Here is a 13,119-nt window from a genome sequence, read left to right on the forward strand (position 1 = left end):
CCGAACCTGTGTCGACTTCGGACAGTTTTCATTGAATATAAGCTAGAACAATCCGAACTTCGGCGGACTTCGGACAGCTGTCATTAAATGTAGGCAAAAGCAGTCCGAACCTGTGTCGACTTCGGACAGCTTTCATTGAATATAAGCTAGAACAGTCCGAACTTCGGCCGACTTCGGACAGCTTTCATTAAATGTAAGCAAAAGCAGTCCGAACCTGTGTCGACTTCGGACAGCTTTCATTGAATATAAGCTAGAACAGTCCGAACTTCGGCGGACTTCGGACAGCTTTCACAGAATGTAAGCAAAAACAGTCCGAACCTGTGCCGACTTCGGACAGCTTTCATTGAATATAAGCTAGAACAGTCCGAACATCGGCTGACTTCGGACAGGTTTCACAGAATGTAAGCAAAAGCAGTCCGAACATCGGCTGACTTCGGACAGCTTTCATTGAATATAAGCTAGAACAGTCCGAACTTCGGCTGACTTCGGACAGCTTTCATTAAATGTAAGCAAAAGCAGTCCGAACATCGGCGGACTTCGGACAACTTTCACAGAATATAAGTAAAAATAGGCCAAACCAGGGCGGAAATAGTTCAGAAAGAAGGAATTACTTTATGACATCACATTTAGTGTTTTCCATCGACCTTAACAGGTGTATCAATTGTAAAACGTGTGAAATGGCCTGTAATGATTTTTATGGATTGATGGGGATGCATCGTAGAAATGTAATGACAATTGAAACAGATGCTTATGAACCGCCATTGCATATTTCTCTTTCTTGTAATCATTGTATGAACCCGGTTTGTGTATATATTTGCCCTGAGAATAACTTTCAAGTACGCGAGGATGGGATTGTTGTCCATAATCCAAGCGGCTGTAAAGGATGTGAGAGATGCATTGAAGCATGTCCTTTCGATGCCTTAAAGTTAAATCCAAAAACAAATCGAGCGGATAAATGTAATTTTTGTGTAGATCGGATTGAAGGTGGCTTAAGGCCAGTATGTGTAGAAAATTGCATAACAGGTGCACTGAGCATTATGAAAGTATCTTCAGATGAGATTAAGTCAAATAATTTTCAAGATGCAGATGTACCCATTGTTGCCTATACAAAACCTTCTATTAATATATTAAAAAAACAAAAGGGGCATATTTTTTTAAGGGAAGGAGGATAAATATCTATCTATGAAGCTCTTATTACAGGATGTTTTGTTTTATATACCACTATATCAACTTACCTTTTTAACTCCTTTACCAAAGGAAAATACTTATTTTGAGACCGTTTCAACCACCATTCCTGATCAATGGTTTGAAAGTCCAACTTTACTTCTGCTTGATACGGATGAGGAATGTTTAAAGCTAAGCAATAAAAAATTCGTCAATCAATTGATTCAAGATTCAAATCTGATTGGAATTATCCTTTGTCATCGACATGAAATCCATATTCAAGAGGATTGCCTTTTACTGCTGAGCGAATGTAAAGTACCGCTAGTCATTGCAGAAGAACCTTTATCTATCTCCGATCTACTTGAAGTTAAGAAGCGGCATCACGCCTTTAGTCTGCTGAGTATAGAGTTAAATGGATTTATGAATAAAGGGTTTATGCAAATTGCTGAAAATCTTTCTACAGCTTTAGAAACACCCTTTCTCTTTTTTGATGAAAATGACCAGCTCCTTTGGCAAATCGGTTCAGAAGAAGAGATTGAAAAAGTGTTACAATGGCTGCAAAGTGATGGGCATGAAAAGGGGAAAACCAATAATCCGAACCGATTGCTACCCGTACCATACGCAGATATGGGAATGGATGAGCCTTATGAACAATACATGATGAACATTGCGGGACAAGTTCAGCTAAGCCTAGTGACTTTAGCGAATTTGACAGAATGGCAGGGGAAAATCCTTGATAAATTCATTGGATTGTCAGCCCTCTTTTTTCAAACAGAAGAAATTATTAGGACTCAACGGGAACAGATGAAAGAGCATTTTATTTATGACCTTCTCTATCACAAGTTTGAATCGAAAAAGGTCCTGATCAAACAAGCAAAAACATGGGGATGGAACTTAGAAAAACCGCATCATCTATTTGTCATTGATGTTGCCTTGTCAGATGAGTGGATGATGAATTTGGAGTGGATGGATGAAATGATTGTTTATTTAGAAAACCATCTATCCGATTTAAATGATCAGATCATTTTATTTTCGTTTCAGGATCAAATTGTTGTTCTCTTGAAGGATGATGAAAATCGCAATCCAAGTAATAGAAAGAGTTTTGTATTTGAAAAAGCTGCAATGATTGAAAAGGAACTTTCGAGCCATTGGTCCGGCTGCCAATTTCATATTGGTATAGGGAAATGGTGTCAGGATAGCGTTAATCTTAATAAAAGTTATCAGGAGGCTAAAATGGCCTTGCAGTTTGGCAAAGTATGGTTGGAAAATCATCGTGTCTTTCATATTAATGATCTGGGTATATTTAATCTCATCATTCATTTGCATAAGGAGATTCTATACGATTTTTGTGAAGAATATCTGCCCTCTTTAATTGAAAGTGATAAAAAACTCGGAACAGAATATCTTAAGACCCTTAAAGCCTATTTTCAGTATCAAGGAAACGTTAATGAGGTATCCGAAGCGTTGTACATTCATCCTAATACGTTAAGAAATCGACTGAAAAAGATTGAAGACATGACCGGTGTGTACCTACAAAATAATGTAGATTTGCTAAACTTAATGGTGGCCGTTAAAATTCATTATTCTATGTCTTATTAAGTTCAATTCCCACTTAAAGGTAAGGCCAATTCATCATTTGGTCACCAATCATTTCTGTAAATAGGAATGGACTAGTAAACCTACACAATTTAACATGCTTAAGTGTAGAGAAACCCACACTCCTCAGATTGGACGATCCCTATTAAAATGAAATGGTAAGAGACAAGCAATCGAAAATAGGTGGTGGCATAGATGGCATTATTAAGTAAGTGGGTAGAAAGCTTGGATTATGAATATGAAATATTATCTTCCTGTACACGTCATAAAAGCCATCATTCTAATTGTTCAAAATGTGTGGATGTCTGTGAAAAGCAAGCCATTTCATTCACAAAAGGAAAGCCGGTGATCAATCATTCTGAATGTCTGCAGTGCGGTGAATGTATGGCCGCATGCCCTGTTCAAGCTGTTGCAGGCATCCTTCCGAAAAGGGAAATCAAACAAAATTGTCTTATGATTTCAGATCGTCATTTTCCAACAATAACGGAATTGCTTATTCTTCATAAAAAGGGGGTTCATTCCATTATTTTTGAAAATGAAGCCTTCATCCAAGAATGGAATTATCGGGTGGAACGGGTGAACGAAATGCTCTTGGAACTAGGAGAATCTCCCTTTTCAATTTCGACCGATTCTGTGGAGAGTGAGGATGTTTGCTCGAGAAGAGAACTTTTCTCACTGTGGAAAAAGGAGAGCAAATCTTTAATGAAGCAGATGACTCCTGCTAAGTGGCGTTTTAATCATAATGCTTTAGATTTGCGACAGTATTATACTGATTTTCAATTTACCACCATAACGGTTGATACGGATAAATGTACGCTCTGTGCAGTTTGTAAAAGAATTTGTGACCAAAAATGTTTTGATATTCAAGAAGGACACTTTTCTCTGTCATTGCAGGAATGTAATTCTTGTGGTTTATGTGCAGATATCTGTCCTGAGGCGGCGATTGTAGTGGAAGAACAAATCATAAAAACGAAAGAAATTCATTTTCCTGTATACGAGAAAACGTGCCAGACTTGTAATCACTCTTTTAAAACAGTGCGTGAACATGATGAAATCTGTACGATTTGTACAAAGATGAATCATATCTCGCAGAAAGGAGAGCGGGTAGTATGATATCTAATATTGGAATTCCGGGATTGATTTTAGTCTTAGTTCTTGCACTGATTATTTTTGGACCTAAAAAATTGCCTGAACTAGGGCGTGCAGTGGGTCAAACCTTAAAAGAATTTAAAAGTTCTACCAAGGATTTAATCCTTGATGAAGATGAAAAAAGTGAAAAATAGACAGAGTGACAATGCACAACCAGTATTTGTCCTTCTTATGGGAAGTACGCAACCACGTGAGAAAAACCAAGGGGACGGGCCCCATGGCCCTCCTAGACAGACAAAAAACTAGAGAGACAAAATTAAACAGAAAGTGCTGAAGAGATTCGAGTCTCTTCAGCACTTTCTGTTTATTCCTTCCGAGCCACGGAACCCGTCCCCGTGGTCTCGTGGTCTTTACATTAATCTTTTTATGACCATGGACAAGCGGCGCAGTCCGTCTTCTAGGTCTGAAAGAGATGCAAACGAATAGGAAATGCGTAGATATTGATCGGCTTGGCTGTCATAGACGTTTCCTGGATTAAGTAATATGCCTTCTGCAAGTGCCGTTTCAAATAGTTTTCTCATTGAAATCGGGGGTAGTAAACGCACCCAAATATAAAATCCTCCATTTGGCTTCTCCCATGTGGCAAGATGAGAAAAATACTTATCCAAAATAGTTAAGGTAAAATCTCTGCGAATTTTAAGCTTCGTCCTTATTTCATTAAGATGCTGATCATAAAGTCCACTGGTAAACCATTCAACTGCTGCCCATTGTGATAAAGAACTTGAGCCATAATCGGTTTGCATTTTAATATCTGCTAAATGCTCAATAACTGGCTCCGGGCCCACTACCCAGCCAATTCTAAGACCGGGACTTAACGTTTTTGATAAACTTCCCAAATAAAGAACTAATCCATGTTTGTCAAAAGCCTTAAGAGGTTTCGGAGGGTTCTCATCGAACCATAATTCCCGGTAAACATCATCCTCAATCAGCGGTAATTGTACTTGCTGACATGTGTTCAACAATTGATTGCGTCTTTGGGCTGTCATTAACGTTCCTGTAGGATTATGAAATGAAGGAATTGTATAAAGTAAGGAAGCTTTATGCAGCTTTTTATACTGTGGGATATGATCTACCTTAATCCCTTCCTCATCCAAAGGGATACCTAATAATCGCATACCTGATGATTGAAAGACATGCAGTGAATGAAGATAGGAAGGTTTTTCCGTTAATACGGTAGACCCTTTATGTAATAAGCTTACGCTAATAAGCTGTAAGGCCTGCAGAGCGCCTGAAACAATTAAAATGGAAGAAGGTGAAGCTTGAATACCCATGTTTTTCAGGTAGCTGCTTATTTCCTTCCTTAGTGGTAGTAAGCCTTTTGGTTCTTCATATCCATAGGAAATTTCTTTCATTGATAATTTTTCAAAAACCTGTTTCATAGACAGACCAGCCAAGAGGTCTGGTGATAATTCGCCCGTTCCTAAACGAATGATGTTAGGAATAAATTCTGCTTGATTAATTTCTTGAATGGTTGGGAGGTTTGGCTTGTGAATTCCCGAATTCACATATGAACTCCAATCAGGTGGAGGGGTTACAGCTAATAGATTCCATGAATTATGAATCACTTTTGTACCACTGCCGCTCTTTCCCTCAATAAGTCCTTCAGACGTTAGTTCATCATAAGCAGTAACAACTGTACTTCGATTGACTTCCAATTCTTTTGCTAACATGCGTTGAGGCGGAAGTTTATATCCTATCGGCCATTCTCCTGTTGATATTTTTCCTCTAATAAAATCAGTTATCTGTATGTGCAATGGTATAGATGAGGACTTATTAGGCCTCCAATTAATTGAAGACATGAAAGGCGTTCTCCTTTTTATTTAATCTTTGGCAATGTTAAAGAATAGAACTGAATTTAGTCAGCAGGTTGATTACAGTGGAAGGCACGAAGACTCCTGCGGGAGAAGCGAGACAGTCGAGACCCCGCAGACACGAAGTGGCGAGGAGGCTCGGCGGTCGCCCGCGGAAAGCGAAGTGCCTGAAACGGAAATCAACAACCATGTTTAACTGAGCCAATCTTTAACTAATTATATTACTTGGTTGGTTTACAATCCATCCAATTGGTTGGAGACAAGGATAAAGACACTTATTACAATAAAATTAGTTTAATAAAAGAAAGGGAGAATTTCAGATGTTAGAAGCATTTATTCATGGGTTTATTCTTGCACTGGGGCTCATTTTGCCACTCGGTGTTCAAAATATTTTTGTATTCAATCAGGGGGCACTTCAACCGAGCTTTATCAGAGTATTACCAGTTGTCATTACAGCCTCTTTATGTGATACATTTTTGATTCTGGTTTCGGTTTTAGGTGTTTCATTGTTAATCTTAAGCTCCTTTTGGATTAAAACCGTTCTGATAGGAGGAGGCTTTATTTTCTTAATCTATATGGGATGGACGACGTGGAATAGTAAGCCAAATAATGAAAAAGAAGAAGTGGCAAAGAAGTTTACATTAAAGAAACAAGTGTTGTTTGCTGCCTCTGTTTCGCTGCTCAACCCACATGCCATAATGGATACGGTTGGTGTAATTGGTCCAAGCTCCATCACATACCAAGGGGAAGAAAAAATAATGTTCGCCGTTTCATGTATTTTGGTTTCTTGGCTTTGGTTTTTAGGACTTGCCATTTTTGGACGAATAAGTGGAAAACTCGATAAATCAGGAAGCTTTATGCTGGTATTGAATAAAATTTCAGCCTTAGTGATGTGGGGTGCTGCTATTTACCTGGGGCTATCTCTTTTTAGTTAATAGATTCAGTTAAGGAATTTGTTATAGAGTTGTGCTACAATTCCTTTTACACTATCTCTTTCCTTTATCCTCCAATACCTCCTTTTCAATTGTATTTACTATTGATCCGTCCTAGTTATCTATAATAACCAAGATGTAGAAAATAATCAGAAAAAGACTTACATAACGTCTAATGATTGTATCTTATAAAAAAATATAATTGATTCATAGATTAGTTATTAAGAGGGCATCAATTGTCAGTTGAAAAGGAGAATTGTATATGTTTCTAAGAGAATTATCAACAAATCGCTTAATCACCATTAATTATTATAAGGACGGACTTTCACAAACATGTAAAGGCCATGTTTGCAGGCTTGATATATATCAACAAACCCTTTCTTTAAAAGGTGAGAATGAGCAGGTCTACTCTATTCGTTTTTCGCAAATTAAGGAAATTTGTTAACGCTTACTTATCTGTCTACAATACAAAGTAAAAAGTGACTCAAAAGGGAGAAAACCGTTGAGTCACTTAATTTAAAGCTAAAAATCCAATAAGTTATTGTCACTTAACCAGGAGTGGACACAATCAATAAATTTTTTTGTGGCAGGTGACATATTGGGTTTTGTGGCAATACCGATAATACGGAAAAAATCTTTTTCCAAATTAAGAATACGAACGTTATCGGGAACATGTGATAACGTCATTTTAGGCCTTATGCTGATACCTAAATTTTCTTGTACCATAGACTTGATTGCTTGGTCATCGGATACCCTGAATTTTACATTTGGTTTCATATTGTTTTCTCTAAAAATCTGTTGGATCTCGTTGTCCCAGCCTTCTTTGGGCAAAATCATGGGTTCGGCTTGTATTTCTCTAAAGGATATTTGTTCTTGTGAATGAAGTGGGTGCTGATCCGATAATATACAAAGCATTTTATCTTTTTTTAAAGGTGTAAATTCTAGAGATTTTGGAGTAGGTAAGGTTAAAAAGCCACAGTCAATGACTCCTTGTAAAATCCACTCCTCTAATATTGAATAATCACCTTCATATAATTTTAAGGTTATTCCTGGATAATCATTTTCAAACCGTTTAATAATATGAGGCAGCCATTGTGATGCAACACTCGTAAATGTACCAATATTCACGATACCAATATCTAAACCATTTATGGCGGCCACTTCCTGATTCATTCTTTCATTTATGAGGAGGATTTCACGAATAAATGTAATGATACGTTCACCATTACTCGTTAGCTGAATGCCTGACCGCCCCCGAGTTAGTAAAGAAAAGCCAAATTCGTTTTCTAGACTGGTAATAGCATGGCTGATACCCGATTGTGTTAATTTTAATATTTCCCCTGCTTTTGTTAGACTTCCCGATTCAACAACCGTAAAGAAAATTTCATATCTACTAAGTGTCATTGTCCTTATTCCTCATCCATTAATTATTCTCATGTATTATATTATAAACATTCATTTTACTCATGTATATGGTTGATATATACTTAGATTAATCTCAAAGTTAAAAAGATTTAGAAAATTATCTAAAATAACGACATTTTTCTAAAATAATAAAGATCGACATATATTATTTTTTTACTGTTAAATAAAGCGGTTACATCTTATTTAATTATGTGTACAAACAATGAATCAAATCACATCAAGAGAAACGGGGGAGTTGCGGTGAAATTTGAAGTAAAATTAACGGTGGAAGAAATTATGCAGAATAAGCAATTTAAACATGCACAAGTTTTAGCAGGGAAAACAGGTCTTAATCGACATGTCCGATGGGTTCATATTCTAGAATTAACATCAATAGATAATCTATTAAATGGAAATGAACTGATCCTTTCTACAGGAATTGGGTGGGAAGGGAATAAAGAAACTTTTAGATCTATCGTTCAACAGTCTATTGATTCCAATGCAGCTGGACTATGTATTGAATTGGGACGGTATATATCTGAGATTCCTCAAGAAGTTATAGAACTAGCTGAAACCCACAATTTCCCAATCGTTGTTTTTCCTAAAAAAGTACGATTCATTGACATCACACAGGAAATACATAGTCTTTTGATTAAAAAAAATTATCAAATCCTTTCTGATTTAGAGGAATATTCAACTAGTCTAAACCAATTGCTGCTTTCCTCTAATTCACAGCAAAGAATCCTGCAGCTTTTACATGATCATATAAAAATGACCGTATTTTATATCTCTAACCAAGGTAAAGTGCAAGTCATATCTAAGAAATCACCAGCAGAACAAGAGAAACTATTCCGACTTTTGAATGATAATAGCAGGTCAGAACATATGAACATTGCTCATCAGTCTGTACAAGCGATGGATCATACACTTGCAGATTTATTCATCATATCAGAGTCTGAAACTATTACGGAATATGAATCTTTAATATTAGATCGTAGTGCAACTGCATTAGCGCAAAGTCTTTTACGTGAGCTATATGTAGAAGAGCAAAGAAAGGCCAAAGAAGCAGAGTGGGTAGGACGTTGGCTTGAAGGCGAATACAGCAATGAACAAATCAGTCGCCATCTTTTAGAAATTGAACCGACTCTAAAGCCAAATGGATGTACGGTTTTGCTCTGTAAAGTTGATAATCTAGATGAAGTCATTCCGGAACTTAATTATTTATTAGTATACCTCCGATCCATTTTTGAACAACGCGGTATCTTCCTATTATCTCATCTACAAAAAAATCAAATGGTTTTTATTCTCATTAATAAATGGAAAACAAATGATATGAAGAAAAGGGTATCAGATGGAATTGAATGCCTTAGGAAGTCGGAATTTATAAAAAGAACAAAAGATTCCAACATCTACTTAGGTGTTGGGAAAATCGTCAGTCAATTAGATTTCATTAAAAATAGCTATGGTACAGCAAATGAAACTCTGAAATTCCGAGAAAAGATGTCAAATAAACTTAGCAGTTATTTCTATGAGGATCTATATATATTCCGATTAGTATTAACAGCAAACGAAAAGGGAGTCTTAAGTGATTTTATATCAGATTATTTAGGTCCAATATTATGGTATGATGAAAAGAAAAATGGTGAGTTACTTAAAACATTAAAAATTTATTTGCAATGTAAAGGTGGTAAAAAAGAAACGGCAGAACAACTTCATATTGTTCGTCAAACCCTTTATCATCGACTTGATAAAATCTATGAACTCATTGGTGATGATTTCATGGAACCCTATAAACGTCAAGCTATCGAAGTAGCGATTTCTGCCTATGAGTATATTTCCGAAACTGTTCCAGATATAACATATCAGATGAAATCATCATAAATTTTCATGAAACCCTCATTTGGGTTTCTTTTTTTTGCTCAATGTAAATTGATTCATGGAAAACAAACCCTTATTGCAGAAAATATTCAATTGATATGTTACACATTGTCTAATGAATGTCGTTTGGCTGCTTACTATAATTAACTCAAGAAATGAAACAATTGGAGGTTTTATCATGGAAGTAATTAAAGAGGTCCAAACGTTAAAGAACTTTATTGGAGGACAATGGATAGAATCCGCATCTGAAAAAATTGAAGAGGTTCCCAATCCAGCAACAGGTGAGGTTATAGCACGTATTCCGATATCTACTCGAGAAGATTTAGATCATGCTGTTTCAGTAGCACACGAAGCTTTTAAAATGTGGCGTAAAGTAGCCGTACCTCGCCGGGCACGTATTCTATTCCGTTATCAACAGTTGTTAGTAGAGAACTGGGAAGAGTTAGCTAAGCTAGTAACCTTAGAAAATGGAAAAAGTTATGCGGAAGCGTACGGTGAAGTTCAACGCGGGATCGAGTGTGTTGAATTTGCTGCAGGTATCCCAACGTTAATGATGGGAGAGCAGCTCCCTGATATTGCCACTGGAGTTGAATCAGGTATGTATCGTTATCCAATTGGGGTAGTCGGGGGAATCTCACCGTTTAACTTTCCGATGATGGTTCCATGCTGGATGTACCCACTTGCGATTGCATGTGGAAATACCTTTGTTCTAAAACCTTCTGAAAGAACGCCATTGTTAGCGAATCGTTTAGCGGAATTGTTTAAAGAAGCAGGTCTGCCGGATGGAGTCTTCAACATTGTACATGGTGCACATGACGTGGTAAATGGCATTTTAGAAAATGAAGATGTAAAGGCTGTGTCTTTCGTAGGATCTCAACCTGTAGCTGAGTATATCTACAAAACAGCGGCAGCAAACGGCAAACGTGTACAAGCTCTTGCAGGAGCGAAAAATCATTCAATCGTTATGCCGGATGCTGATTTAGATAACGCAGTTACGAATATTATTGGAGCGGCATTTGGATCTGCAGGCGAACGCTGCATGGCTGCCTCAGTTGTTGTTACAGTAGGTGATGTTGCTGACGAGTTAGTAAGTCGTCTGAAAAAAGCGGCGGATGAAATTACAATTGGAAACGGTATGGATGAAGGGGTATTCCTTGGGCCGGTTATTCGCCAGTCACATAAAGAACGTACCCTTCAGTACATTGAAATTGGTGAAAACGAAGGAGCTTCTCTCATTCGGGATGGAAGAAAGGATGCAGCAGCAAGTGAAGACGGGTACTTTGTTGGACCGACTCTCTTTGATAACGTACAAACAGAAATGAAAATTTGGCAGGATGAAATCTTTGCTCCTGTGTTATCCATTGTTCGAGTAGATACATTAGAGGATGCAATTGAACTTACGAACAAGTCCGAATTTGCTAATGGTGCATGCTTATATACAGATAGTGCAAATGCCGTTCGTACATTCCGTGAGGATATTGATGCGGGTATGCTTGGTGTTAATCTTGGAGTTCCTGCGCCAATGGCCTTCTTCCCATTCTCAGGTTATAAGAAATCCTTCTACGGTGACCTTCATGCAAATGGAAAAGATGGCGTAGAATTCTATACTCGTAAGAAAATGCTTACAGCTCGTTATTAAAAAAAGGACTAAAAAATTAATCTGGATGATAGGAGTTGATTATGTTGAATACAACAACCGTACAGGATTTACAGAAAACGGATGAAAAATATTTATGGCATGCGATGAGAGGGGCAAATCCTAATCCAAGTAATTTAATTGCCGCTAAAGCAGAAGGGGCATGGGTAACAGATATTGAGGGAAATCGATATTTAGATGGTATGTCTGGTCTTTGGTGTGTAAATGTTGGGTATGGACGAAAAGAGCTTGCTCAAGCGGCCTATGAACAACTAATGGAAATGCCTTATTTTCCTTTGTCACAAAGTCATGTTCCAGCAATTAAATTAGCTGAAAAAATAAATGAATGGCTTGGTGATGATTACGTCATTTTCTTCTCTAACAGCGGTTCGGAAGCGAATGAAACAGCATTTAAAATTGCACGTCAATATCACCAGCAAAAAGGGAATCATAATCGGATTAAGTTTATTTCTCGCTATCGTGCATACCATGGGAATTCAATGGGCGCACTTGCTGCTACTGGTCAAGCACAGCGTAAATATAAGTATGAGCCATTAGGTCAAGGATTCCTGCATGTAGCGCCACCAGATACGTACCGTAATCCAGATGATGTTCATACACTGCAAAGTGCGGAAGAAATTGATCGTGTCATGACATGGGAATTAAGCCAAACTGTGGCTGGTGTCATCATGGAGCCTATTATTACAGGTGGAGGAATTTTAATGCCTCCTGATGGGTATATGGCAAAGGTAAAAGAAATCTGTGAAAAGCATGGGGCACTCCTAATTTGTGATGAGGTTATCTGTGGATTTGGCCGTACAGGAAAACCATTTGGATTTATGAACTATGATGTAAAGCCTGATATTATTACGATGGCTAAGGGTCTTACAAGCGGTTACCTTCCGCTTTCAGCAACAGCGGTTAAAAGAGAGATTTATGAAGCATATGTTGGTACTGATGATTATGATCGTCTTCGCCATGTCAATACTTTTGGAGGAAGCCCTGCTTCATGTGCCTTAGCATTAAAGAATTTGGAAATTTTAGAAAATGAAAACCTAATTGAACGTTCTAAAGAATTAGGTGAAAGACTTTTACTAGAACTAGAAGAGATCAAAGCACATCCAAACGTAGGAGATGTTCGTGGAAAAGGTCTTCTATTAGGGATTGAACTAGTAGAAGATAAGCAAACAAAAGAGCCAATTAAGATTGAAAAAATAAACAAAGTAATGGCAATTTGTAAAGAAAAAGGCCTCATCGTTGGTAAAAATGGAGATACGGTAGCTGGATACAATAATATTTTACAACTTTCGCCTCCATTAAACATTACAGAAGAAGACTTTACGTTTATTGTGAATACGTTAAAGGAAAGTATTCAACAATTGTAATGACTGATTTTATAAATATATTGTAAAAAGTACTCTCGATCCCATGAAGGGGCGTCCCTATCCACACAGGGACGTCCCTATTGCATTCAAGGTGTAATTTATAGAGTGAGACTGCCCTTCTTAGATGGATGAAGTAGTGCTGGATCAGTGAATAAGTCGGAGGT

General features: G+C 37.4%; 11 protein-coding genes and 1 pseudogene. 10 read left to right on the forward strand and 2 right to left on the reverse strand.

All coding sequences use genetic code 11. From position 1 onward, the window contains the following. Window positions 1-614: 614 nt before the first annotated feature. From ACHUFV_RS16340 to tatA, 5 genes and pseudogenes are all read left to right on the forward strand, one after another. A pseudogene (locus tag ACHUFV_RS16340) lies at window positions 615-689 on the forward strand (4Fe-4S binding protein); the annotation flags it as partial. 39 nt (window positions 690-728) lie between these two features. After that, window positions 729-1,172 (forward strand): 4Fe-4S dicluster domain-containing protein, encoded by a 444-nt coding sequence (locus ACHUFV_RS16345; RefSeq protein WP_394236140.1) that lies wholly within the window; start codon window positions 729-731, stop codon window positions 1,170-1,172. Window positions 1,173-1,182: 10 nt separating this feature from the next. Then, window positions 1,183-2,763, forward strand: coding sequence for a PucR family transcriptional regulator (locus tag ACHUFV_RS16350; RefSeq protein ID WP_394235960.1), 1,581 nt, complete (start codon window positions 1,183-1,185; stop codon window positions 2,761-2,763). 192 nt (window positions 2,764-2,955) lie between these two features. Further along, the gene (locus ACHUFV_RS16355) at window positions 2,956-3,873 is read left to right on the forward strand and encodes a 4Fe-4S dicluster domain-containing protein (RefSeq protein ID WP_394235962.1); all 918 of its coding nucleotides are present in this window, start codon (window positions 2,956-2,958) and stop codon (window positions 3,871-3,873) included. Continuing rightward, window positions 3,870-4,043 (forward strand): twin-arginine translocase TatA/TatE family subunit, encoded by a 174-nt coding sequence (gene tatA / locus ACHUFV_RS16360; RefSeq protein ID WP_394235964.1) that lies wholly within the window; start codon window positions 3,870-3,872, stop codon window positions 4,041-4,043. Before ACHUFV_RS16355 ends, tatA begins: the two co-directional genes overlap by 4 nt. 216 nt (window positions 4,044-4,259) lie before the next feature. On the opposite strand, the gene pdxR is transcribed toward tatA, so the two are convergent. Continuing rightward, entirely contained in the window at window positions 4,260-5,708 is a 1,449-nt protein-coding gene (gene pdxR, locus ACHUFV_RS16365) for a MocR-like pyridoxine biosynthesis transcription factor PdxR (protein WP_394235966.1), read from the reverse strand. A 332-nt stretch (window positions 5,709-6,040) separates the two neighbouring features. Here pdxR and ACHUFV_RS16370 point away from each other — a divergent pair, with 332 nt between their 5' ends. Next, window positions 6,041-6,655 (forward strand): LysE/ArgO family amino acid transporter, encoded by a 615-nt coding sequence (locus tag ACHUFV_RS16370; RefSeq protein ID WP_394235968.1) that lies wholly within the window; start codon window positions 6,041-6,043, stop codon window positions 6,653-6,655. Between the two features lie 259 nt (window positions 6,656-6,914). Then, a complete protein-coding gene (locus tag ACHUFV_RS16375) occupies window positions 6,915-7,097 on the forward strand; it encodes a YolD-like family protein (RefSeq protein WP_394235970.1) in 183 nt (60 codons plus the stop codon). 77 nt (window positions 7,098-7,174) lie between these two features. On the opposite strand, the gene ACHUFV_RS16380 is transcribed toward ACHUFV_RS16375, so the two are convergent. Beyond that, window positions 7,175-8,056 (reverse strand): LysR family transcriptional regulator, encoded by an 882-nt coding sequence (locus tag ACHUFV_RS16380; RefSeq protein WP_394235972.1) that lies wholly within the window; start codon window positions 8,054-8,056, stop codon window positions 7,175-7,177. A 261-nt stretch (window positions 8,057-8,317) separates the two neighbouring features. Between ACHUFV_RS16380 and ACHUFV_RS16385 the strand changes: the two genes are divergently transcribed. The 3 genes from ACHUFV_RS16385 (at window position 8,318) to ACHUFV_RS16395 (ending at window position 12,955) form a co-directional block, all read left to right on the forward strand. Further along, on the forward strand, window positions 8,318-9,937 hold the full coding sequence (locus ACHUFV_RS16385; protein WP_394235974.1) for a PucR family transcriptional regulator: 1,620 nt from the start codon (window positions 8,318-8,320) through the stop codon (window positions 9,935-9,937). Window positions 9,938-10,112: 175 nt separating this feature from the next. Next, window positions 10,113-11,573: a CoA-acylating methylmalonate-semialdehyde dehydrogenase gene (locus tag ACHUFV_RS16390; protein ID WP_394235976.1), complete on the forward strand. Its 1,461-nt coding sequence runs from the start codon at window positions 10,113-10,115 to the stop codon at window positions 11,571-11,573. A 44-nt stretch (window positions 11,574-11,617) separates the two neighbouring features. Next, window positions 11,618-12,955: an aspartate aminotransferase family protein gene (locus tag ACHUFV_RS16395; RefSeq protein WP_394235978.1), complete on the forward strand. Its 1,338-nt coding sequence runs from the start codon at window positions 11,618-11,620 to the stop codon at window positions 12,953-12,955. The last annotated feature ends 164 nt before the right edge of the window (window positions 12,956-13,119 follow it).

The sequence above is a fragment of the Niallia oryzisoli genome (assembly GCF_043641075.1).
GTDB lineage: Bacteria > Bacillota > Bacilli > Bacillales > Cytobacillaceae > Bacillus_BD > Bacillus_BD oryzisoli_A.